Annotated in this window: 21 protein-coding genes; 7 read left to right on the forward strand and 14 right to left on the reverse strand. The window is 47.4% G+C overall.

Annotation, left to right across the window (positions count from 1 at the left end):
- Window positions 1–125: 125 nt before the first annotated feature.
- The 7 genes from JFT56_RS04545 to lptD all read right to left on the reverse strand — a co-directional run bounded on the left by JFT56_RS04545 (window position 126) and on the right by lptD (window position 9,182).
- A complete protein-coding gene (locus JFT56_RS04545) occupies window positions 126–2,147 on the reverse strand; it encodes a methyl-accepting chemotaxis protein (protein WP_198782523.1) in 2,022 nt (673 codons plus the stop codon).
- Window positions 2,148–2,244: 97 nt separating this feature from the next.
- Entirely contained in the window at window positions 2,245–3,069 is an 825-nt protein-coding gene (locus tag JFT56_RS04550) for a symmetrical bis(5'-nucleosyl)-tetraphosphatase (RefSeq protein WP_198782524.1), read from the reverse strand.
- A 21-nt stretch (window positions 3,070–3,090) separates the two neighbouring features.
- Complete coding sequence (gene apaG / locus JFT56_RS04555) at window positions 3,091–3,471, reverse strand: Co2+/Mg2+ efflux protein ApaG (protein ID WP_198782525.1); 381 nt, start codon at window positions 3,469–3,471, stop codon at window positions 3,091–3,093.
- Window positions 3,472–3,526: 55 nt separating this feature from the next.
- Window positions 3,527–4,333, reverse strand: coding sequence for a 16S rRNA (adenine(1518)-N(6)/adenine(1519)-N(6))-dimethyltransferase RsmA (rsmA, locus tag JFT56_RS04560; RefSeq protein WP_198782526.1), 807 nt, complete (start codon window positions 4,331–4,333; stop codon window positions 3,527–3,529).
- Between the two features lie 15 nt (window positions 4,334–4,348).
- Complete coding sequence (gene pdxA / locus JFT56_RS04565) at window positions 4,349–5,335, reverse strand: 4-hydroxythreonine-4-phosphate dehydrogenase PdxA (RefSeq protein WP_198782527.1); 987 nt, start codon at window positions 5,333–5,335, stop codon at window positions 4,349–4,351.
- Between the two features lie 6 nt (window positions 5,336–5,341).
- The gene (gene surA, locus JFT56_RS04570; RefSeq protein ID WP_198782528.1) at window positions 5,342–6,646 is read right to left on the reverse strand and encodes a peptidylprolyl isomerase SurA; all 1,305 of its coding nucleotides are present in this window, start codon (window positions 6,644–6,646) and stop codon (window positions 5,342–5,344) included.
- A gap of 241 nt (window positions 6,647–6,887) precedes the next feature.
- The gene (gene lptD, locus JFT56_RS04575) at window positions 6,888–9,182 is read right to left on the reverse strand and encodes an LPS assembly protein LptD (RefSeq protein WP_198782529.1); all 2,295 of its coding nucleotides are present in this window, start codon (window positions 9,180–9,182) and stop codon (window positions 6,888–6,890) included.
- 116 nt (window positions 9,183–9,298) lie between these two features.
- On the opposite strand from lptD, the gene JFT56_RS04580 reads away from it, so the two are divergent.
- The 5 genes from JFT56_RS04580 to JFT56_RS04600 all read left to right on the forward strand — a co-directional run bounded on the left by JFT56_RS04580 (window position 9,299) and on the right by JFT56_RS04600 (window position 13,623).
- Complete coding sequence (locus JFT56_RS04580; protein WP_198782530.1) at window positions 9,299–10,381, forward strand: aminoglycoside phosphotransferase family protein; 1,083 nt, start codon at window positions 9,299–9,301, stop codon at window positions 10,379–10,381.
- Window positions 10,378–11,055, forward strand: a complete 678-nt coding sequence (murU, locus tag JFT56_RS04585) for an N-acetylmuramate alpha-1-phosphate uridylyltransferase MurU (protein WP_198782531.1) — start codon at window positions 10,378–10,380, stop codon at window positions 11,053–11,055. Before JFT56_RS04580 ends, murU begins: the two co-directional genes overlap by 4 nt.
- Before the next feature lie 70 nt (window positions 11,056–11,125).
- Window positions 11,126–11,914: a co-chaperone DjlA gene (gene djlA, locus JFT56_RS04590; RefSeq protein ID WP_198782532.1), complete on the forward strand. Its 789-nt coding sequence runs from the start codon at window positions 11,126–11,128 to the stop codon at window positions 11,912–11,914.
- Window positions 11,915–11,970: 56 nt separating this feature from the next.
- Window positions 11,971–12,624, forward strand: a complete 654-nt coding sequence (locus tag JFT56_RS04595; RefSeq protein ID WP_198782533.1) for an outer membrane beta-barrel protein — start codon at window positions 11,971–11,973, stop codon at window positions 12,622–12,624.
- 45 nt (window positions 12,625–12,669) lie between these two features.
- On the forward strand, window positions 12,670–13,623 hold the full coding sequence (locus JFT56_RS04600) for a D-2-hydroxyacid dehydrogenase (RefSeq protein ID WP_198782534.1): 954 nt from the start codon (window positions 12,670–12,672) through the stop codon (window positions 13,621–13,623).
- Window positions 13,624–13,866: 243 nt separating this feature from the next.
- Here JFT56_RS04600 and JFT56_RS04605 read toward each other — a convergent pair whose 3' ends face one another.
- From JFT56_RS04605 to purT, 7 genes are all read right to left on the reverse strand, one after another.
- On the reverse strand, window positions 13,867–14,067 hold the full coding sequence (locus tag JFT56_RS04605) for a hypothetical protein (protein ID WP_198782535.1): 201 nt from the start codon (window positions 14,065–14,067) through the stop codon (window positions 13,867–13,869).
- Between the two features lie 27 nt (window positions 14,068–14,094).
- A complete protein-coding gene (locus JFT56_RS04610) occupies window positions 14,095–14,427 on the reverse strand; it encodes a hypothetical protein (protein ID WP_198782536.1) in 333 nt (110 codons plus the stop codon).
- A 141-nt stretch (window positions 14,428–14,568) separates the two neighbouring features.
- Window positions 14,569–14,832, reverse strand: coding sequence for a hypothetical protein (locus tag JFT56_RS04615; protein WP_198782537.1), 264 nt, complete (start codon window positions 14,830–14,832; stop codon window positions 14,569–14,571).
- 789 nt (window positions 14,833–15,621) lie between these two features.
- Complete coding sequence (locus JFT56_RS04620) at window positions 15,622–17,901, reverse strand: hypothetical protein (protein WP_198782538.1); 2,280 nt, start codon at window positions 17,899–17,901, stop codon at window positions 15,622–15,624.
- A complete protein-coding gene (locus JFT56_RS04625; protein ID WP_198782539.1) occupies window positions 17,891–19,351 on the reverse strand; it encodes a DUF3142 domain-containing protein in 1,461 nt (486 codons plus the stop codon). The genes JFT56_RS04620 and JFT56_RS04625 overlap by 11 nt, the downstream gene beginning before the upstream one ends.
- A 16-nt stretch (window positions 19,352–19,367) precedes the next feature.
- A complete protein-coding gene (locus JFT56_RS04630; RefSeq protein ID WP_198782540.1) occupies window positions 19,368–21,092 on the reverse strand; it encodes an RluA family pseudouridine synthase in 1,725 nt (574 codons plus the stop codon).
- 295 nt (window positions 21,093–21,387) lie between these two features.
- On the reverse strand, window positions 21,388–22,563 hold the full coding sequence (gene purT, locus JFT56_RS04635) for a formate-dependent phosphoribosylglycinamide formyltransferase (RefSeq protein ID WP_198782541.1): 1,176 nt from the start codon (window positions 22,561–22,563) through the stop codon (window positions 21,388–21,390).
- A gap of 261 nt (window positions 22,564–22,824) precedes the next feature.
- Here purT and JFT56_RS04640 point away from each other — a divergent pair, with 261 nt between their 5' ends.
- Both JFT56_RS04640 and JFT56_RS04645 read left to right on the forward strand, forming a co-directional pair.
- Window positions 22,825–23,205, forward strand: a complete 381-nt coding sequence (locus JFT56_RS04640; protein ID WP_198782542.1) for a DUF3302 domain-containing protein — start codon at window positions 22,825–22,827, stop codon at window positions 23,203–23,205.
- A gap of 1 nt (window position 23,206) precedes the next feature.
- Complete coding sequence (locus JFT56_RS04645; RefSeq protein ID WP_198782543.1) at window positions 23,207–24,352, forward strand: HlyD family secretion protein; 1,146 nt, start codon at window positions 23,207–23,209, stop codon at window positions 24,350–24,352.
- Window positions 24,353–24,364: the final 12 nt, after the last annotated feature.

A 24,364-nucleotide genomic window follows, 5' to 3' on the forward strand; every position in this document is an offset into this window, starting at 1 on the left:
TTAATTAAATGCCGAATCTTTATTCGGCATTTTTATGTCTGAAAAACACACAAAGGTCTGGTGTTCGGTAATGCGAGTGGCTAAAGAAGAAGGGCCGCATCGCGGCCCTTCTTTGATAGTAGTGGTTAGACTCTAAACTCACCGACTGAGGCTTGCAGCTCTTCGGCTAATTTGGCGACCTGATGACTCGACTGAGCCGTTTGGTCGGCACCTATGGCGGTTTCTTCGGAAATGGCTGCAATATGCTCCAGTTTCTCGGATACCTGCTGACTTACAAGGTTTTGTTCCTGCGCCGCATGGGCAATATGGGTGCCCGAATCATAGGCCTTATGCACAGACTGGCTGATGGTTTCCAGGGCTAAGTTGGCCTGCTCGGTTTTTTCCACACAGGCGTTTGCTTGGGCGCGTCCCATGTCCATGGCGGCTACGGCCTGCTCTGCCCCCTGTTGCAGCACTTCAATCATTTGCTGGATTTCACGGGTAGAGACTTGGGTGCGAGAGGCAAGGCTTCGTACTTCATCTGCCACCACGGCAAAGCCGCGTCCTTGTTCACCGGCTCGCGCCGCTTCAATCGCCGCATTGAGTGCTAGCAGGTTAGTCTGCTCGGCAATACCGCGGATCACATCGAGAATCGAACCTATGGAGGCACTGTCGGATTGTACTTTGTTGATCACTAGGCCCGCTTTGGCTACTTCGTCGGCGAGGGCCAAGATAGTGCGTTTGTTCTCTTCGGCGATGGCGCGCATATGCTGGGTTTCTTGATCGGCTTGTTTGATCTGTTCCAGCGCCTGATCGGCACTTAATGAAACCTGTTGTGCACTCGAGCTTAGCTCTGTGGTTGCCGTAGCGACTTGGTCAACTTGGCTCTTTTGCTCTTGGATGCCAGAGGTGGTTTGCGCTGTGATGGCTGAGGTTTGCTCTGCTGCCGCGGCCAGTTGGTTCGAGCGATCTAGGATGCCAATAATCAACCCACGTAGGCTATCTACCAGGCGATTACAGTTTTTAGCGAGTTCTGCAAACTCATCGTGGCCAGAGTCGTCTAGCTTGTGGGTTAAATTACCGGAGGCTAAGACATTAAGCGCATTATTCACTTGATTTAGTGAGCGTTTTAATGGGTTAACCACGGCGATACTGATAATAATGGCTGCGACTATCGCGATCAACACCACGATAATGGTTCTAAAACTTGCCGTATCAATTTTAGCTATGGTTTCTTGGCTCATATTGGCGGCAACCGACTCGATGTTATTACTGACATCTTCCATATTACGGTTGATGGTTTTTACATCTTTTTCAATGACGCTCAGTTGATTGTTCGATGTTTGAGTGTGTTTTAATTGGCTTGATTTCAGTAGCAGCATCGAGTTTGGCCCTTCGAAGAGGGCCAGCACTTTACCTATATCTTGGTTAATGGATTCTAAGGTCTCGGTATCAACGATACCCTCGGCATGGCGATTAACATATTCGAGCCTATTTTTAGTTTCGCCTAGGGTGTATTCGAGTTCCTTTGAAATCAGCTCATGCTTACTTATTTCATCGTTGCTGACTAAATCGGCAATTGTGGTAATGAGATTACCAAGGCTAGTGTCCATAGCACTTGCCGATGCCGCAAGGCTCTGGGCATCTGGATTTTGACTGGTTTCAAGATCGATCACATCGAGGAGAACCGAGGAGGCATCATCTGCGGCATTCTCGAGTTTTTTCTTCAAGCCAATCAATTGTTCTTGCTTGCTCAGGGCCGCTTCGCGTTCGGTGAACATCGCTAGGCTATCGCGCTCGAAGGCGGAGAAGCTGTCACTCAGTTGCGAGATAAGGGAAGGTAAATTTGTTTGGCTTTTGACCAATTGGGTGAGATTGACGATCTCGTTCTTAAATTGGCTGCTATGGTCATCGAATACCCGACGAATATCGGGAATATTAGCCGCTTTGGGGGCGTGATAGGCGATAAGAACCTGACGCTGTTGCTCACTTAAACTCTCGGTGAGATGGTTAGTCGCCTTAAGCGCTGGCAAGCTTAATTCTTGCATCATTGCCGAACTATCTTTGAGGCTTATATTGGTTAGATAGGAAGTAAATCCTAACAACACAAGTAAAAGCGTAACAATGCTAAACCCGCCAATAACTCTGGTGGCTACATTAACTTTCATAGGATACTCCGGTTATTATTATATTTTTCCAAATGAAAAGATTATAAAATTCAGGACTTAGGCGCACAGTCGTTTATCGACCAAAGCCGGCTTTAGTTTAACTCTTTTTTAACCTTTTTTGGGTAATTTTTTGGTCTTTTTCAAGATGCCATAGGGTGAGGTGTTCACCCCAGCAGCACCCCGTATCTAACGCTTTTAATTGGGGATCGTTGACTTTCCCCATCAGGGCAGCCCAGTGGCCAAAGACGAGTGTGTGGCTTTGACGTAGCGGCGATGTAAATTCAAACCAAGGGCGTAACTGTGGGTTCGTGCAATCCTCAGGGGGTTGCTTACAGGCAAAGTCTAAGTGCCCATCCACATAGAGATAGCGCATGCGGGTGAGCGCATTAATGCAAAAACATAATCGGTTGAGGCCTAATGTCGTCGGGTCCCAGCGATCGCACATATCTGAATACATTTGACCTATTAAAGCCTCAAGGTAATCAGCTTGTTTGAGGGCATGGCTGACCAGTGCCGATTCTTGCCTGAGAATATCGAGTGACCACTGAGGCGGAACGCCCGCATGGGTCATAATGACTCGCTGTTCGGGTAATTCCCGCATGAGCGGTTGTTGCCTCAGCCAATCAACCAAACCATCGATATCGGGTGCATTGAGCAGGGGAGTGAGGTTATCGCTGGGTTTATCCCGTTTTAATTTGCCATGGAGGGCGAGCAGATGCAGATCATGGTTGCCCAATACGGTTTTGGCCGAATCGCCGAGGGATTGAAAATAGCGCAAGGTGGCTAAGGAGTCTGGGCCCCGCGCAACAAGATCGCCCACAGCCCAGAGTTCATCTCGGGATGGGTTAAAGTCGACTTTGGCGAGTAATCTCTGTAATTCGACGAAACAGCCTTGAACATCACCAACAAAATAATGGGCCACAATATCCTTTCTACAGCTAAATCAATGTAATAGACCAGGCGTTGCTAAACGGAAGGGTTTAATGATCGCTTGAAAGCGTTCACCCGATTCGCTGACCATACCATAAGTGCCGTGCATGATGCCAAGGGGCGTATCCAGCACAGTGCCACTGGTGTATTGATAGGCAGTATTCGGGGGAATTGTTGGGGTTTCACCCACAACGCCTGCACCTTGAACTTCACTGATATTGCCATTGGCGTCGGTGATGATCCAATGGCGGGTTTCAAGTTTTGCCGCTTGATCGCCGAGGTTAATAATGGTGATGGTGTAACTGAAGAGGTACTTTTCATCCTCGGGGGAGGATTGTTGCTCAATATACTCAGTTTTGACTTCGACTCGAATAGAGGTATCCAATGCGCTCATTTTCATTCCTGCAATGAGGTTGGGCACTCAGTTGTGCCCAACATTCTTAGCCTAATTAAGCTCTTTTATCACATACCATGTTTGCCATCGCCACATATTGCTCGACGCTGATCTGCTCTGGTCGCTGGCTTTGATCTATGCCTAATTGCTCAAATTCTGCATCGCTCAGCATATGTTTGAGGTTATTGCGTAACGTCTTGCGGCGCATGTTAAATGCAGTAGTGCAAAGCTGGCGCAGCACGTTCACATCTTTACATGGGAAAGGCTTTTCTGCATAGGGTAAAAGGCGTACAACCGCAGAGTCCACCTTAGGGGCTGGCGTAAAGCTGTGGGGCGGGACTTCCAGTACGGGCACAACTTGGCAAAAGTACTGCGCCATAACAGTTAAACGGCCGTAGGCTTTGCAACCTGGGCTTGCCGATAAGCGTAGGACGACTTCCTTTTGTAGCATAAAGTGCATGGTTTCAATCTGCTCGGCAAATTCGAACAGGTGAAACATTAGAGGTGTTGAGATGTTATAGGGCAAGTTACCAAAAACTTTGAGTTTTTTACCAGGAACGCTGAGCTGACTAAAATCAAACTGCAGGGCATCGCCTTGGTGAATGGTCAACTTATCCTTAAGAACCGGATGTTGGTGCAAGCGTTCAACCAGATCGCGGTCTAATTCCACTACGGTTAAATTATCGACTGCGAGTGCGACGGGCTCCGTTAGGGCGCCAAGGCCCGGGCCGATTTCCACCATCACATGGTCATTATCGGGGGCGATAGCGCCCACAATGCGGTTAATCACATTGCCGTCGGTTAAGAAGTTTTGTCCAAAACGCTTTCTGGCCGTGTGGCCTAAATGTACTTTGTTGCTCATTAATAATGTAATCGTTTAGTTTTTTGAGGATAACTCAATGGCTTTATTCAGAGCACAGACAAAACTACCGATATCGGCCTTGCCTGTACCCGCGAGATCGAGCGCCGTACCATGGTCAACCGAGGTACGAATATAGGGTAAACCTAAGGTGATGTTTACCGATTTGCCAAATCCCTGTGACTTGAGAACGGGAAGCCCTTGGTCATGGTACATGGCCAAAACGACATCGGCGTCCCGTAGATATTTAGGTTGGAATAGGGTATCGGCCGGTAATGGGCCGACAATATTCATTTGATGCTCTTCCCTTAACTCATTCAGTGCTGGAATGATCACATCGATTTCTTCCCGCCCTAAATGTCCGTCTTCACCCGCATGGGGATTTAACCCACAGACATAGATTTTAGGTGAGCTAATGCCAAATTTACTAATAAGGTCGGCATGTAAGATCTTGATAATATGGTGCAATCTTTGACGTGTAATCGCCTTTGCCACATAGGCCAGCGGAATATGGGTGGTGACTAGCGCTACCTGCAATCCCGGTGTCGCCAGCATCATTACCACATCGGGGCAATTTGCTTGGTGGGCAAAAAACTCCGTATGGCCGCTAAAGGAAATGCCTGCTTGATTGATAATCCCTTTATGTACAGGGCCAGTGACAACGGCATCAAACTCGCCGCTCATGTTTTTTTCACCGGCATAGCGAAGGGTTTCAACTACATAGGCACTGTTCTGCTCATCGAGTTGACCACATATAGCCTGGCTGACTAATTTGAATGGCGCTATGGTTAAGGTGCCGGCCTCTTGGGGCCTTGGCGCTTGATCTGGCAGATAGGGACGAAAAGCCACTGGCAGGCCGAGTCGTTTTGCACGACTTGCCAATAATTCGGGATCCGCACAAACGACTAACTCAGCGGGCCAAGCCTGCTGAGCCAGTTGTACGACTAAATCGGGGCCGATACCAGCAGGTTCACCCGGGGTAACGGCAATACGTTTAGTGGTCAATTCTACTTAACCTCGGTTGGTCTCAGGCGCAAAGACTTCAATGTATGCGTCAGAACGCATTTCGTCTAGCCAGTTTTGCAGTTCTTCATTAAATTTGCGACGGAAGATCAATTGGTGCGCACGGTTGCTGTTGAACTGATCCGTGGCATCGGTTTTTCTGCGCTCTTCTAACTGAGTGATATGCCAGCCGTGGGTGGTACGGAAGGGTTCACTGATCTGATCTGGGCTTAAGCTATTGAGCGTTTGCGCAAATTCAGGCACATAAATGCTTGGCTCCGCCCAGCCCAGTTCGCCACCTTTGGTTGCAGAACCGGGATCTTCTGAGTATTGGCGGGCTAAGTCTTCAAACTTGGCTTCACCCGAACGGATTTGTTTTAGGAACTGCTCCAGCATGGCTTTAGCGCGGTCTTCAGACAGAATTGGGGATGGCTTGAGCAGAATATGACGGGCTCGGACTTCCTCAATCTCTTTGGTTTGTAGACCACGTGCATCCATGATCCTGATGATATGGAAACCCGCACCACTCTTGATTGGGCCTATAATGTCACCGGTTTTCGCACCGTTGATCACTTCAGCGAACAGGGTTGGCATTTCGTTGATGTTCATGTAATCCCAAATACCGCCTTCCAGTGCCTTAGGGCCCGAAGAAGATGCGATAGCGGTACGACGGAAATCTTCACCTGCCTTTAAACGTTCCAAGACGATGTTGGCACGTTTGCTTGAGGCTTCCAGCTGTTCACTGGTGGGATTGCTTGGCACGTCAATCAGAATGTGGCCGATTTGGTATTCCACATCCTTCATACCTTGTTCTTGGATAAGTTTAACTAGGCTAGTAATTTCCTGTGGTGAAACTTGAATACGGCGTTGTACTTGAATGCGTTGAATTTCACCTAGGGTGATTTCCTCGCGTAGTTGCTCACGGTATTGGCTAAAGCTTAAGCCTTCACTTTCGATCTTCTGCTGCATCTGTGCCACGGACATTTTTTGTTCGCGGGCAATGTTTTCAATGGCTTGGTCTAGTTGTAGATCACCAATATGCAGACCGATACGATCCGCCATTTGCAGTTGTAGGCGAGTTAAGATCAAGCGCTCAATAACTTGGGTACGTAAAGCGCTGTCGGACGGTAGCGACTGATTTGCCGCTTTGGCATTGGCTTTAACTGTGTCGATCATGTTAGTGATTTCACTTTCGAGCACAATACCGTCATTAATTTGGACCGCAACATGGTCGAGTTGCTGTGGCGCGGCCAATGTAGGTTGGCTGATGGCGAGTGCAAATAAAGCAAAAATCAGATGTTTACTGGGTTTCATCCACAAAATCCTTGGCACATTCTAAGGTCAGGTTCGACGGCTTATTTAAGTTAACTTTACCATTTATATCGAAATTACAGCGAGTTGCCTCAGTGTTATTTTGCTGGCGACTCAAAAAGAGTGCGACCTCGGCGGTTAAACTTGGCCTTGTTCCCTATTGGCTAGGGCGTCGCACTGCTTTCATTAACCTGTTTGGACTCTCAGTCCTAGTTGAGGTTCAGCAATCTATCACAATTCTTTGCTAATTCCTCAGATAAAGCGGTTTTCTGTAGTTAAATAGGCCGTCATTGAGCATATCTGTCACGCCTAATGGGCCTGAACTACCGAGTCCTTTGATGACGATGTTTAAGTAGACACCGCTTTCAAATTGTTCTCTGTCATCAATGGTGGCCGAGCCTATGTTGTCATCGTAATTGGTTTTGATCCGGTAGTGATAGCTGAGGCGGACAGCATAGCAGCAGGATTCATATTGGAAGCCGGTATAGGTTTCGACACTGCGGCTTTCATTGAGATCATAGTACCAGTTGCCAACAAAATAGAGGTTGTCGGTCACTGGCCACGCACCGCGAATACCCGCTTGGGAAATATTCACTAAATCATTGGTATTTGAGTTCAATAAATCGGGCACATAACGATAGCTCAGTTGCAGTAACTTATTGGCTTCTGGGCGGAAGTCTAAGGTGACTTCGGTCTTCTTGTTATCGCTGGTATTGGTGTCGTATTGGATGGCAGCACCTAAGAACCAGTCATGGCTAAGACGGGTATCCAACTCGGCTGCGAGTACAGATGTTGATTGATTTTGCTCGAATATATTATCTTCGTAACCTAGCTTACTGTCTTGAAGATAAAAAATTTGCCCTAGGCTGAATTTAGTCACTTCTTGGCTATGATCGTCTAATAGGCGAGTCGTCACACCTAGAGTGACTTGGTTGGTATCGGCAATACGGTCAAGGCCTGAGAAACGGTTTTCACGGAACAGACCAAAGTAGTCGTCCTGCAATTGGGCGGTATCATAGATGCCAATGCCACGCTGATCTTCATAACCTACATAAAGGTATTGGAACTGTGGTTCGAGTGTTTGACGGTAGTTTTGCTCAAACAGTTCTGTAAAACGTTCGAAGTTGATCTGGCCGTTGAGTCGCAGCTGCGGAATAGTGCGGCTGACCGATTCATCTAACTCTTCAGTTGGGTCGTTATTCTGCTGCCAATAATTTGTTTGCATCAGTTTCACTTGGCTAGTGAACGAACCGGAAGGACCATGGATGGGCAGGGTCACGCTAGGTGCCATGTGCATACGCGTCGCCGTGTTGACGTCGCTATCCTGATGGGAAAAGTTAGTTAGCTCTGAATTAAAACCAAAGTCGAGATTTTTCCAGAAGTCGGCGGCTCGATAATTAAAATTCACCTGCGGCATGACTTGGTAAGGCTTTTCATCTTCGCCGAGGACTTTAATATCCTGTACTCGGGTGCTGATATCCCAGTTACGCTCAAAGTAACTGACCTCACCAATACGGGACAATTGGTTGTCTGTGGCGCGGTTGACGTCGGACTTTAAGTCATTGAAGTAGTTGTTATCTGAAACTTCAGTAAAGTTGGCTTGCACGCGCCAGTTTTTGTCTATCGCGCCTTGATGCTGCCAGTTATACAGATAGCGATTCGGGCTGCCATCGATAAGTTCATCATTCCCCAGATATTCAAAATTCAATCGACCTTTCTGGGCCTCACCTGTGAGATAACGGAACTCGGTTTTTGTAAATAAGCCCCTGTTTGTCATGTAGTTAGGCGTAAAAGTTAAATCATACTCAGGGGCGATGTTCCAGTAATAGGGTGTCGAGACTTCAAAGCCATTGGTGGTGCTAGTGCTAAAGCTTGGGTAGAGGAAGCCCGACTTACGCTTATCGGATACAGGGACTGTCATATAGGGGATATAAAATACCGGAACGCCGCCGACCCTCAGCTTTGCGTTCCAAATCTCCCCCCATTCTTCCTCACTATTGATCTTGATTTTCTCGGCTTCAAGCAACCAAGAGACATTGTCCGGTGGACAGGTAGTAAAGTTAGTATTAGTGAGGATCAAATTGTTATTCATGGTAATTTGCAGTTTGTCGGCATCGCCGTGAACCTGCTGACCATGGAGCCAATATTGGGCACCTTTAAGGGTGGCGCGATTAGAGCGCATTTGCGCCTGTAATGACTCTGCGGTAACTGTGAAGTTACTGTCTTGGAAGACTAAATTGCCATTGGCATCGAATTGTTCAGTGGCTTGATCGAGAATCGCCTCATCGGCAGCTATGTGTCTGTCGCCTTGGCTAAATACGACATCACCCGTAAAAATTGCTTGCTTACCCATTTCGGCATTAGTTCTATCGGAAATAATCCGAATGGTATCTAGGTCAGCCGCGTCCATCCCGGGTTGAGATACGATTCGGGGTACTGGCGGTTCGATTATGCATTGGGATGCGGTTGCGGTTGGAGATTCGTCTGCCAGGACTAATTGCGGTAACAGGCTCAGGGCCAGAAGGTAACGGATCTGCATCTTAGGTCAATGATTATGATTTCTTAGTCTGGACAAGTATCGACGGGGAAAGTTGCAATATACAAGTGCAACATCGCTAAATAAATCTCTCAATTTCTTAGCTGTTTCCAAATTATATGCCAGCTATAATAAAGCAATTTTTCTTTAAGAGCCATGAAATGACTTTATCCGATCCGAGATTTATTTCCCTAAACCTGTGGCTGAACCGTTATTTTTCCTGCGATGTGACCCCAGTGTTGATTTCAGGTGACGCGAGTTTTAGACGTTACTTTCGGATAACCACGGCGGATGCGAGCTACATTGCCGCCGATTCCCCGCCCAAGCTTGTGCCTATCGCCCCTTTTATTGCCCTATCTCATGCCTATGCGAGCGCGGGGCTGACAGTGCCAAAAGTCATCGCCTCCGATGCCGAGCAAGGTTTTATGTTGCTCAGCGATCTCGGTGATACCCAGCTGTTATCTGTGCTAACGCCGTTGAATGTCGGCGATTATTATCGCCGCGCCTTGGCATTATTACCGCAAATTGCCGCTGTGGTTGATAGCACAAACCCTGATACTGGAATGGATCAGGCCCTGCCGCTATACGATGAGGCCTTTGTTCGCCGTGAATTAGGTATTTTTACCGAATGGCTGCTAGGCCAGCATTTGCAGCTTGAATTAAGCTTGAGCGAACAGGACTTACTTATCCAAAGCTTTGATATTTTGGTGGATAATGCCCTGTCTCAACCTAAGGTGGGAATGCACCGCGATTTTCACAGTCGTAACCTTATGCTGCAGAATGACCAGCTGTGTGTGATCGATTTCCAAGATGCGGTCATCGGTCCCGTAACCTACGATGCAGTGTCCCTGCTGCGGGATTGTTATGTCCGCTGGCCGCAGGCAATGGTTGCGGACTTAATGGCACAACATTATCGGCAAGCCCTAGAACATGGGTTTATCCCGCAGGATGTCAGTTTCGAGCAGTATCAGCGTTGGTTTGACTTGATGGGGCTGCAGCGTCATATCAAGGCGGCGGGGATCTTTGCTCGTTTGCATTATCGAGATAATAAACCCGCCTATATGGCCGATATCCCGCTGACCTTAACTTACATTGTCGATATCGCGCAGACTTATAGTGAATTAGCCCCGCTGGCGGCATGGCTGCAGGCACGGGTATTGCCGGCATTTAATGCCGCAAGAGGCGAAGGGGAAAATCGATGAAAGCCATGATCCTTGCGGCGGGAAGGGGCGAGCGTTTAAGGCCGTTGACCGATACTGTGCCTAAGCCTTTAGTGCCGGTATTAGGCAAGCCCCTCATTATTTATCATATTGAAAAGCTTGCGGCTTTAGGTATTGTCGATATAGTAATTAACCATGCTTGGCTAGGGCATAAACTCCTTGAAACCCTAGGCGATGGCAGTGCCTTTGGGGTGAATATTCGTTACAGTGCCGAAGACACGGCATTGGAAACCGGTGGTGGAATTAAACGGGCATTACCCCTGTTGTGTGAAGGTGGAAATGATGCTCCCTTTTTAGTGATCAATGGCGATGTTTTTATCGATGCTTTGCCGCCATTATTACCACTTATCGATGATGCCTTAGCTCATCTTTGGCTCGTGCCTAACCCTGAGCAGCACCCCAATGGGGATTTTGCCTTAGCGGACAATCGAGTACATGAGCAGGGCGAGACTAAATACACCTTCTCAGGGATGGGAATTTACCATCCTAGGTTGTTCAACGACACGCCCGAGGGCGCGTTTGCTTTAGGCCCTCTGCTGAGGGCTCAAATGGCTCAGGGGCGAGTCAGCGGCGCCATGTTTAAGGGGCTTTGGTGTGATGTCGGCACGCTTTCACGCCTGCAAGCGCTCGAATCCCACTTGCAAAATAACGGGTAAATCGAGCGGTTAGCTTATCCCAGCATATTGGGTAGAGATATTAAATACATTATTAAAATCAGGAAATAAGATGCGGCTTTGGGGTAAGTTTTTTGGCTTTGTGATTGGCTTTATGTTTGGTCGGTTCTTTGGCGCCTTGTTAGGTTTATGGCTTGGGCATCTTTACGATAAGCGTGGCAGCGGCGGTGGGAGTTTTAAACACATTCTTGGACAGGCGAAAAATCGCCAGAGTATTTTCTTTAATACCACCTTTGCGGTGATGGGCCATGTCGCTAAGGCATCCGGGCATATCACAGAAACCGATATCCGGATCGCGACGCTGTTAATGGATCAATTGCGTCTTACGGGTGATGCCCGTAAAGACGCGCAACAGGCTTTTCGACAGGGGAAGGCAAGCGACTTTGATTTGCGCAGCAGCCTACAGGCATTTCGTGCCGTGACCATGGGGCGAAAAGAGCTGGTGCAGATGTTTATTGAGATCCAGATCCAAACAGCACTGTCCGATGGTGAGCTTGATCCCGCGGAGCAAGCTATCCTAATGACGGTGGCCCAAGAACTCGGTTATGGTCGTGAACAGCTGGATGAATTACTCAAGCGTTGGCAGGCGGAGTATCGTTTCCATCAGACTTCAAACGGTAATAAAACCTCTATTACCGACGCCTATGACTTACTGGGGATCACCTTAGATGCGAGCGATCAAGAGGTGAAACGGGCCTATCGCAAGTTGATGAATGAACACCATCCCGATAAGTTAATCGCCAAAGGTTTGCCGCCGGAGATGATGGAGCTGGCCAATCGTAAGGCTCAGGATATTCAGGCTGCGTATGACAGGGTGAAATCGGAGCGCGGAATGCGTTAGCCATCTGGTTAGCTTTTGTCGACGTAAGGAATAGTTAATAATCATAAGGATTTAAGATGAAATACGCTAACTGGTTGTTCGTTATTGCAAGTTTACTTCCTGCCACGCTCGCCTTGCCGTTAGAGGCTAAGACCGAGAAGACCGACATGTTTATTGCTCCCTTCGGTGGCTACAGTTTTGGGGGCGGCCAGTTTGAAATCAATCAACTCGATGATAATAACCAAGAGACTGACAATACACAGGAAATCGGGGTCGAAGAGTCGAGCCATTATGGCTTTATACTGGGGATTAACACTAATGATCCTGGCAATATGTATCTGCTCTACAGCCGTCAATCCTCAGAGCTGAAGAGTGGCGGGCTCTTTACTCCGGATTTTTTAACCTCATTAGACTTAGATTACATCCACTTAGGTGGGACTTTATATTTCCCTCGTGGTGATTTGCTGCCCTATATCACCGCCAGTGCGGGGGTCACTCGCATGATGCCTGATGATTGGTCAACCGAAACGCGTTTTTCCATGGGAATCGGTGGGGGTGTTGAATATAACCTCACCTCGAATTTTGCGTTGTTCGCTGATATCCGGGGGTACGCTACTTTTATTAACAGTGACAATACGCTTTTTTGTAATGAAAACGAATGCCTATGGCATGTCACGTCGGATTTAATGTGGCAGGCGCAGGCCAATCTTGGGCTGAAAGTCAGCTTTTAGATGAGCGTGTTATTGTATAAGTTGTCCTAAAGGAGAAGTAGCGGCATGAAGATAGTCGTTCTTGATGGTGAAACCTTAAATCCCGGTGATTTGAGTTGGCATGGCCTCAGTGAATTGGGGGATTTTGCCTGTTTTCCTCGCACCGCCAACCACGAGATTATCCCTAGAGCAGGGGACGCCGAGGTTATCTTTACCAATAAGACACCGCTTAATGCCGACACGTTAGCCCAACTGCCGCTGCTGAAATACATAGGTGTGTTGGCAACGGGCACAAATGTGGTGGATTTAGCGGCCGCAAAGGCGCGCGGTATTGTTGTCACTAATGTGCCGGCCTACGGTCCCGATGCCGTCGCCCAAATGGTATTTGCCCATATTTTACACCACACCCAAGCCGTTGCCGCCCACCATCAAGCCGTTGTCGATGGCCAGTGGGCGAATGGCAAGGATTTTTGTTTTACCCTAACGCCGCTGCAATCGCTTAAGGGGAAGACTTTGGGCCTAATTGGTTATGGGGATATTGGTCAGCAGGTCGCAAAAATTGCCCTTGCCTTTGGCATGCAGGTGTTAGTGAATACCCGTGCTATTCTTACCGATTTACCCCAAGGTATCATGTGGGCCGAGCGCGATACTGTGCTTGGTGGATCCGATATTATTTCGCTGCATTGTCCGCTCACACCGCAAACCGAACGATTTATCAATTCACAAACCCTTGGGTTGATAAAACCTAAGGCGTTATTGATCAATACGGCGCGGGGCGGATTAATCGATGAGGCCGCATTAGCCAGTGCATTGGCTCGAGGTAAGCTCTATGCCGGCGTGGATGTGCTGTCAACCGAGCCGCCCAGTGCGGATAACCCGCTGTTACATGCACCCAATATTAGTATCACTCCCCATAATGCCTGGGCGACCAAGGAAGCGCGGCAGAACTTATTGAATATTGCGACGGCAAATTTCAGCGCTTATTTAGCTGGCGAGCGAGTTAATTGGGTGAATCCCTAACTCACCTTTTTGGCACTAGCGTAATCTGTAAGTTTTAAAGAATACACAGCATGTTTTTGGACATTAACGAGTTAGAGTATTGAACTAACGTAGATGATTGAGATTAGATATAAAATATATTACATATGAAATACATTTACGGGGAGGCAGGGAGTAAAAAACAAACGAAGTGCATGAAAAAGCCAGTCAGGAATTCCAACTGGCTTAATAAAAATGGTCAACCTATTTTAGTAATAAACAGACTTATTTTTCAATATCATTTTTAAGTGTTAAAAGCATGAGGTATATAAGGCCTAGAGGTGGAAGTATTCCGCCAATAGCACCCAAAATAGCCGTGATAACAGGTGTGTTTGTTTTTCTTCTACCTAGATAGTAACCCAACACGCCGACTATAATCATAAATGGCAATACAGTCATAATAAATAATACTGGACTTAACATCATAATAAATTCCTTTTGTTTTCATGCAAATTAAATTGGGTTCTTACACTCATGTCCAGGGCTTTTAGAACAATCAATAATTGTAATAATGCCTTTAGGAACAGTTGCTGTATTTGCAACATCTACAGCTAACCCGTAAGCTTTAAACGCAGTTAAAAGCGATTGCCATGACGTGAGTGACATTCCTGAAACATCATAATTCTTTTTGAATGGATTATCTTTTGTTAAGTCAATCTCTAATCCATTCTCACCTATAATTTTTATGAACTTAAAATGGGCAACACCATCAGAATCAACAAAATCAAAAACAGCATAAGCCTCAGTTTTATCTGGAAAAGTAAATTTAACAGCTGGTGCATTCATAGTTATGCCTACTGAAACCGTTTTAAATAATGCATCAAAAGCAATTAAGTATTTACTAGCAATTGAGCTGTCAAAGTATGACAGAGAATCGTAGTAATTTATAACGCGTTCTCCCTTGTATGATGCAGCAGTAATATCGAATCAACTAGGTAATACGTCTATTGGGACTTCAATACTTCTCTGTGATATTTCTTTCTTAAGTTCGTTAACTCCATCGGCTAAATCTGTAAATAAGTTTAACTCAGTATTAGTTAGATTTATTTTTTCTGCAGTCAAAGTTTTTTCAAGCCAACAATCATGAATAAAGCCACCTTCACCATCTGGTTCTCTACCATTTGGATCGCATACTGTTTTTGATTTTTTATAGACTCTATATTTTTCTATTTCATAATTCTCAAAGTTCATCACATTGACGTATATGGTTGCTCTATTTATGGCATTATCCTTAGCAGATTGGATAAATTGCGCCTCAGTTACACAGGAGTTACACTCGACATGGTAATTATCAATAGCTAATGCAGAAGACGAAAATAGAACACTGGTAAAAAAATTTTTGATAGTAACTTCATCTAATTATCCTTAATTTAGATATACTTAATTTGGTGTGATCATTTTTATGTGACAAAGTAGATATTATCACGTTGTGAGACAGGTGCCAATGCGTAATCAATAACCCTTGCATTGTAAAGAAAATGCTATCAATTGATATCGTTTTAGCTTTCTCATCGGCTTACGTAATTACGGTTGGATAACTGATAAGCCCAGAACTCTGTAGCATTACTAAAATTGGGTTAATGTTCTGATGTTGGAGTTAACTAGATGCCACTCTGCTAACGAGGAAAGAGGCAAAAAGCTTTTAGCCGGATGAACAGTTCAATAGTCGTTAAGATTGGCATTGTTGCAACTGTGACCGTTGGCGGCATAGCCGCTCTTTCACATCCATGTGAACGCGGCATTTACACTTCCATGTGTTGCAGATGCCGCCGTCGAGCCCTCATGGATGAGTTTATGGCGTGTCACTGGGGAAACAGTGGCAATGTGTATAACGTCGTATACTATTCAGAAATCTTGCTTTGGGTAAAAAGCTTTATGCCTGAATGAAATGTTTAATGGCAATGTGCGCGGTGAACTATTCGATTCAGAGTTTAGTACCAGCGCCTTTCTTTGGGCATACAAGAAAGGCGCTTCGCATTATTACTGTTTACGTTTTCTTCTGCGCCATGCGTAAACCCCGAGCAGTGTTGCGATAACGGCAAAACTTAAGGCCGCAGGCTTTTTCAGCTTATGGTAGATGGCATTCCACTTGGCAATGCTATTCGCCCGCTGCCGTTTGGCGGCACTGTCAAAATCAGGCGTTTCACACTGTAAGCCAAAGTTTTCAGCCCAAGGGACAAAGGGTCCATTGGCGACGTATTTTTGATAGTAACGCGTGGCAAGCTCATGATCTCGATATAGTATCCAACCCGTTGCTTGGCAAAGCAGTGCGGCGTAGGCTTGGCTATTATGGGGCACGAAATCCGTGGCTTTATCGGCCAACTGCGCCGCGGTATAGCGGTAGTGGAAGCGTTTATCGGGAATGGCTTGGCTGGCGTTTAACCGCAGTTGTTCTTGTTCGGCCAGTTTGCTCGGTTCATTCCAATCACTTAGGTCAAACACCCCTTGGTAGATTGAGTAATCGGGCGCCAATTCAAACCCTAATATTTCCATCCCTTGATGACGGGCAAGTTCTGCCGCTACCCAATAGGCCTTAGCGCTTTCTATGCCGGTTGTGGCCTTAGCGGTCGTGAGCGCTCTGCCATAGTGTTGGGCACTGGCGTTCAAACTCGGGTTGGGGAAGTAAGCTGGCGCCTCTTCGATGGCGCCTTCACGTAATAATCGACGGCCGAGCAAGTAGCGTAAGCGATTGTTAATAGGCTCGATATTATCGTACCAATCACTATCCTGTGGGTATTCAAATGCGATCAACGGCACCTGTGTGTCGATAAAGCCTTTAAGCTCGGCCGTAGTCAGTACGCGCTCAGCCACATAGGCTATGTCTTGCCAGTACTCATCGCCACTGGCGAGTAACTGGCGTAGGGCATCGATATACTCACCGCGCTCAAGGGATAATACCCCTTGTTCGGCGCGAATACGGCAATAGGTTGCTTGCTCTGTATCGGCCTGAATTGCCTGCTGCTGGGTTTGGTTAGCATCGCCCTTAGGCTTGCCTGTTTCGGTTTGTTGGGGAAAGTGACGAATAGCCTCTGCATAGGCCTTAGCCGCTTCAGCTTGATCGCCCTTTTGTAGCATCAATTTTGCCCTAAGCCACCAGGTGAGGCCGCTCGGCTGAGCGAGTGCTAAGAGGCGCTCTGCACTGGCATAATCCCCGAGTTGGTAATAGATAGCCGCCAAGGTATCACCCTGGGTGAGCACCATGCCATCGGTTGGAAATACCTTGAGGATCTCGGCCACCTTTAAGCCCATATCCGACAGTTGGCCGTCAAAGGCAAATTCATTAGTGCTGCTTTGCCAGTAGGCGATCAATAATTGCTGCACACTTGCCTGTTGTAACAGGATTTTTAGCTCGGTAATGTCTTTAGCCATTAAGCTGCGACTTAACATCAAGAGCGAATCATAGCCACCACTGTCACCCTGTGCAGCTTGGGTTGCATAGAGTTCAATGACCTTATCTAAGTTGGCAGGGTTTAGTGCAACTTCAATCTTGGGCTGCTCATATTCAGCAGGGGAAACTTGGATTAAAGGCTGGCCTTGGTGCAACAAAATATAGGCCTGCTCCCCCAGGCTCGCGAGGCTTAAACGGAGCGGATCGGCGCTGCCCCGAGCGACTTCAGTTTGCAGTTGGGTCAGATAGGCCGTGGCGCGATTAGCATGCTCGGGATCCGTTGACGTTTGACTTAAGATAAGCTCAATACGAGAGAGTGAATAGAGCGCCCACAGGCTGCGTCCGGCACGCTCTTGTTCTGGTAATTCAATCACTTTACTAAAATAGCGGCTCGCTCTGTCGTAGTCTTTTGCATCAAAAGCGACCGCCCCTAAGGTGTACCATGTTAGAGCCTGTGGGAGGGCATCATTTAGCTCGGCGGCGATTTGCTCGGCTGCAATCGGGCTAGGGGCATCACGTAGGGCATTGACTAAGGCCAAATGGGCCTCATTCAGTTCAGTATGCTCAAAGGCGCGGGTTTGGGATAAGTAACGACTATGCACTTCATCCCATAGATATTCCTGTGCGGCTGGCGCATCTTGGAATTGCCAAGGTAAAGGTTTTGCGAGGGACATTAACTGCTGGCTAAAGGCCGTTTGCGGTAAATAACTGAGATGACTCTGCCTGTCCTGGGTCAATTGCAAAGGGAAATCGGGGCCGCAGGCGAGGAGCATAGGGGAAAATAGGCTGAGGCAGATGAAGGTGGTCTTTTTAAGCATAAAAGCCCGATTGGATGCTGTGATAGTGGACGATGATTTTGGCTTATTGCGCATAAATTCCCTGTAAAGATAATGACTCACAACGGGCCCAGCCTATCACTCTTTGGCCACCGGGGTTGAGTTTAGTCGTTGTTTTTAAAACTGGATTAGCCGCCGATGGCGCAAAAGGCTCTGGGGTTTCAGCTCTTAATTGCCACTCTAATAGCCCTGGCTTTGGCGTGACTCGGTAACTATTTTGCGCATCATACCCGCTGCAAGCCTTTGCTGCTAGGGACACAATACTGGGCAGATCGCCTGCAATATTGCCTTTGTTTACTAAGGCGAGCCGAAAGAGTCGCGGCTGAGTATTCAGGCTAAGCTGTGTATTTAAACCAAGCTGTGTATTTATGCTTAGCTGTGGGGGATTTGCGGTTGCTGTGCCACCTTGGGCTGCGATTTTGTTATCGTCCAGAATCGCTAATTCTATGCTGGCACTGAGTTTTTCGCCCTTGGCCACCGCGATTAGCGTGTTGAGTGGCCAAACGCGCTTATCACCTTCAAGGGGCAGCCTAAACCAAATAATACCTCTGAGCCTATCATCTGCGGCAGTCTCTAGGCGCTGCACAAAAGCGTGCAAAATCGCCGGGTTAGCTTGCAGTTCTTGTACTGTTTCTGGGGAGCGAGTCTTATCCCGCAGCGGCGTTTCACTCTCCACTTGATAACCTGAAGCTGTGCTGATCACCGCCGAGCCATAGGTGGGGAGTGCAATAAGATAGGGCACAGTGCTGATATTTGAGAGTTGCTGCACCCATTGCCAGCCAAGATTTGCATCGAACAGTCCGAGGCGCGGATCACTTACACTGTGAATTTGCAACACCAGTTCATCGATAGTGCCGAGTAACGGCGGAAAATCGGCGCTACTCAGCCAGGCGGGCAGCGCGGTAATACTGAGTTTGAGCTCTGCTGGTAACTGGGCTTTAAGCTTTTTTAGAAAATCCCGATAGGCGGGGAGTTTACTGCTGGCGCTGTCGTGGTCGATTTCAACACCAGCGATGTGGGTGCCTTTTGTCTGCCAACTGTTAAGTAGTTGGCTGATTTTATTGATCACCTCTTCGTCATTTAAATGGCTGAGTTGGCCATCTAAGCGGATCACGGCGACTTTAGGCCTAGGATCGGCTTGTAGCCAAGCATGATTGACTGCAACCTCAAACCAAATGTCCGCGCCATTGGGTTTAGGGTGGGCCTGCAGGGCTAAAATGCGCAATCCTTGAAATGCCCCTTGGCTTTGCACTAAGGCAGTTTGGTTGGCGGCGCGCCATTGGCGCTGCCAGATATAGACTTCCTGTGCGAGTTGGGCGTGAATATGGATGGGGGCTGAAGTGGACTCAGAGTCACGGGCATTTGGGCTGGTGTTTAGGTTACTGGATTTCGCCGCTGGCTGGCAGGCGCACACGAATAGGATTGCGCTCAACAAAGCACATAATAATCCTTGATTTTGGCGAATATTTTTAATCAGATTGCCCATGTTACTAGTATCAATATCAGAAATCAGAGGCGACTTGAAAGCGCAGTTGTTCACGGCTGACCGGGTGCTCAAGGCACAATAAATCGGCATGAAGATGCAGACGATTGGCGCGCTTGCCATAGAGATCATCGCCAACAATGGGCGTATTTAGCCCCTCAGTGTGGGCGCAGTGCACTCTGAGTTGGTGGGTTCGGCCCGTTTTAGGCGATAGATACACGCGGGTTTGGCGCGTATTTTTATCTATATGGTTCAATTCCCAATGGGTTTGGGCCACTTTGCCAAACTCCTGACAAACCAGTTGCCTCGGCCTGTCGTCTAAATCACCACGCAGGGGCAAAGATATGTGGCCCGTCGTCTGCAGGTCTGCCACCTGATCTGGAATACCGTCTAACAGTGCCACATAACGCTTAGTGACAGTACGCTGGATAAACTGTTTTTGTAGCTGTTTATGGGCATCTTTTGTCAGCGCGATCACCATTAATCCCGAGGTCGACATATCGAGCCGATGGACGATAAGTGGGCCAGTGGCATGGGGAAAGGCTTGGCGCATCCGCGCATACACTGAATCTTCAATCTCTTTACCGGGTACGGATAAAAACTCGGCGGGTTTATTCACAATCGCCATAGCATCATCTTGATAGAGGATTGCCACTTTTTTACCCTCGGCGGGATTGATAAGCAGAGGATTATCATCTATGTCGAGCCCTTGGAGCATATGCCCTAGAATAGGTTGGCATTTTCGCAGACAGGCGGGATAAAACTGCTTATGTCGGCGGATCTCCGATTTTGGCGGTGCGCCCCACCAAAATTCGGCAATCGCCAATGGTTTAAGGCCATGTTTAAAGGCGTAATGTAACAACTTAGGAGCGGCACATTCCCCCGAGCCTGCGGGCGGCGTTAGCTCAACTGTGCCTTTAAATATGCCGTTAAGGCTCTTTTCTGCGCCGCGAATATTCAAAAAACGATACTGCTCAAATAGCTTCTGCTGCAGAGCCGCCGAGAGCTGTTTGCGCTCTTGTCTTAAGGCGTCGCGCTTATCTGTGAGTTGACTTAGGGCTTGGCTAACGGTATTAATCTGCTGATCCCAATAATGTTTTATATCCCTTAACTGATTTTTTTCATTGATGCTTTCTTGGCTGAGTTTAGCTTCGATGGCGGCGTTTTCACGCTGTTTTTCATCGCTGGGGGCACTTGTCAGTTGGTTTGCGAGCTGGCTGCGCTGCGTTTTACGGGACTTACGGCCTGCTATCATCAATTGTCTGTGGGCGGCGAGTTGAGTTTCGGCTTGGGTTTGCTTAGTGATCAGTTCCGCGTTAAGACGAGGAATATCGGGATGAATTTCTAAAGCCGCTAATTGCTGATTGAGTTTATTGATTTGCAGGTTTTCGGCGTGGAAAAAGTTATCCTTCGCCAGCATATCAAACACGGGCGGCACAAAGCGTGGCCAATGGTTTTGCTCGGCCAACTTGCCCGAAAATGCCGACAAATAGCCCACTTCGCCCTGCGGATTTTGCACCAGCAACACCCCAAACATCTTGCCTATGGCGCCCGTTAGCTCACCCGTGAGGCCAAAGTTATGTTGCCAATCACTTTGAGTCTCAAGGTGTTGTTGTAATTCTTCGGCGGCGATAACGCACAGCGGATGTGGCTCGTAATAGAAAGGAAAAGTAAAACGTTGCGGCAGGGCATAGGCATCAATGGCTTGAACAAAAGAGGTAAAGCAAGAAGGTTGAAGATGCATTTGGGTTTCTACTACTATTGGTTTCTATTACTGATGAGTTTTAGGCGATGTTCGAATTAAGTTACGGACTTAAAAATCAATAGCCTAAATAAAACGTTAGGTCAAAAGACTTGCTTTGCTTGCAAAGGAAGGCTGTAAGACAAGGGCGTTAGTTTACTCTGTCGGTTTGGGTGGGTCACTTTTTATTGGTACGGTTCTAGAGACAGTTCAGTGTTGAAAAAGGGAAATGGCGTTGCAGCCCATTTCCCTTTGATTTTTTGCTTGTGCTTAAAGCCTATGTAAAGCGGTTAAGTGTTTAAAAAATCACTTTTACCTTGCTGGCGCTATCGAGTGCTTTATTCACGGCGCTGTCGATATCGATATCACGGGCAAGCGCTACCCCTAAACGGCGACGGCCATCGATATCGGGTTTAGCGAAGAGTCTAAGCTGAGTATTAACCGCTTCTAATGCCGCGCCAATCCCTTGGTAGCGGATATTATTTGAGGTGCCTTCGGCCAAAATCACTGCCGAGGCGCTTGGGCCATGCTGATGAATGTTGGGGATGGGCAGGCCGAGAATGGCTCTAACATGCAGGGCAAATTCCGAGAGGTCTTGGCTGATAAGTGTGACTAAGCCTGTATCGTGGGGCCGAGGCGAGACCTCGGAGAAATACACATCATTGCCTTTAACAAACAGCTCTACGCCAAATAATCCATAACCGCCAAGGGCTTCGACTACTTTGCTGGCAATGGCTTGGGATTTTGCGAGCACTTCATCGGACATGGCCTGTGGCTGCCACGACTCACGGTAATCGCCGTCTTCTTGTCTGTGGCCTATGGGCGCACAAAAATGAATGCCATTGACTGCACTCACTGTTAATAGGGTGATTTCATAATCGAAGGGAATAAAACCTTCGACTATCACGCGGCCACCGCCGGCACGGCCGCCTTCTTGGGCGTATTGCCATGCTTTATGGCTTAGGGTGATATCGCGAATAACGCTCTGGCCTTTGCCCGAGGAGCTCATCACTGGCTTGACCACACAGGGCACACCAATCTTGCTAATTGCTTGATTAAAGTCGGTTTCAGTATCACAGAAAAAATAGGGTGATGTCGGTAAACCTAAGGTTTCTGCGGCGAGACGGCGAATGCCTTCCCTGTCCATAGTAAGTTTAGTCGCTCGGGCGGTTGGGATAATATTCACCCCTTCGGCTTCCATTTCCACTAAGGTTTGGGTGGCGATCGCTTCAATTTCGGGGATGACTAAGTGCGGTTGTTCTAATTCGATCACCGCCCTTAATGCACTTGCATCGAGCATATTGATCACATGGGAGCGATGGGCGACTTGCATAGCGGGGGCGTTGGCGTAACGGTCAACACCAATCACTTCAACACCTAAGCGTTGCAGTTCAATGGCGACTTCTTTGCCAAGTTCACCGCAGCCGAGCAACATGGCGCGCCGGGCGCCCTCAGTGTAGGGAGTACCTATCATGTGTAAACACCTTTGAGGTTGTAGGGATTTTAAGTTTTATAGCTGCGCTCTAGGGCACAATCGTGGCGTTAGTTTAGCTTGAACATACCTTAATGATCATGGTGTAAATCGACAACTGTGTGCCAGATCTAAATAAAAATAGAAATATTTATCTGATATTGTGACGATTAACTTAGTGGTTATTAATTTACTTATAGCGAGTTTTGTTTTCATCCACTAGTCTAGGGTGTGGAGTCAATATTATTAGTACAAGGAGCCTTTATGTTCTTAGATTATTTTGCGTTAGGTGTTCTTTTGTTTGTCATTATTATCATGTTTTATGGTGTGATTGCCATTCATGATATTCCCTATGAAATTGCAAAAAAGCGTAATCATCCCCAGCAGGATGCACTCCATATTGCAGGCTGGGTTAGCTTATTTACCTTGCATGCCATTTGGCCATTTTTATGGATCTGGGCAACTTTATATCGGGAAGACCGTGGATGGGGATTTAATACAGTTATGAAGCGTGAACAAGCATTAGAGGATGATGTTGAGGCACTAAGGCAAACAGTGACAGAGTTACAGTCCCGCCTGCAGCAGTTAGAGTCGACACCTGCGTCGGTTGTTGATGCTAAAACTAGCAATAAAGTAGAGGTATAACATGGATTTATTACTCATACTTACCTATGCCGCCATTTGTATTGTTGTCTTTAAAGTCTTTAAAATTCCAATGAACAAATGGACTGTCCCTACGGCGGTGTTGGGGGGCGTCTTCATTATTGGCGCTTTGCTACTGGTGATGAATTATAACCACCCTTATTCCCGTTTCTCCCGTGAGTATTTTGCCACAATTCCGATTACACCTGCGGTTAAGGGCTTGGTCACTTCGGTTGAAGTCAAACCTAATATGCCGGTAAAACAGGGTGATGTGCTGTTTCGTCTCGATCCTATTCCCTTTGAAGCCGCGGTAAAGCGTAAACGTGCCGCTTTGATGGAAGCCGAACTTGAAGTGCCACAACTTGCCGCAGCCTGGGAATCGGCCAAGGCAAATGTAGAGCGTGCAAGGGCCGATAAAGACCGTAATAAATCCGCCTTCGAGCGTTATGAATTGGGTCGCAAAAAGGGCGGTGCGAATTCGCCATTTACTGAATTGGAACTCGATAATAGACGTCAATTGTACTTAGCCTCCGAGGCACAACTGACTGTCGCGAATGCCGAAGAGCTGCGAGTTAGATTAGCCTATGAATCTAATATTGATGGTGTAAATACGAAAGTGGCTGGCCTGCAAGCGGACTTAGACGTTGCCCTCTATGAGCTAGCGCAATCCGTGGTGCGTGCACCGGCCGATGGCATGGTCACCCAAATGGCATTGCGTGTGGGTGCTATGGCCGTACCTTTACCTTTACGCCCAGTGATGAGCTTTATTCCCGACGAGGAGCGGTATTTTGCGGGGGCGTTTTGGCAGAATTCCTTACTGCGTTTGCAGGAGGGCGATGAAGCCGAAGTCATTTTGGATGCCGCGCCCGGACAAATCTTTAAGGGGAAAGTGGCGAAAATATTACCCGCTATGGCTGAAGGTGAAATTCAAATGAGCGGCGCGCTGCAATCATCGGATCAGCTTTTTAAAAATGGCCGAGTGATAGTGCTGATTGATATTGAAGATGATGCGATACGTAAACAATTCCCCGCCGGTGTTTCTGGGCAGATTGCTATTTATACTGAACATTTCCACCATGTGGCCGTGATGCGTAAAGTATTACTGAGGATGCAAGGTTGGCTGAATTATTTGTTTTTTGATGGACATTAATGCATTAAAAAC

The sequence above is a fragment of the Shewanella putrefaciens genome (assembly GCF_016406305.1).
Classification (GTDB): domain Bacteria; phylum Pseudomonadota; class Gammaproteobacteria; order Enterobacterales; family Shewanellaceae; genus Shewanella; species Shewanella putrefaciens_C.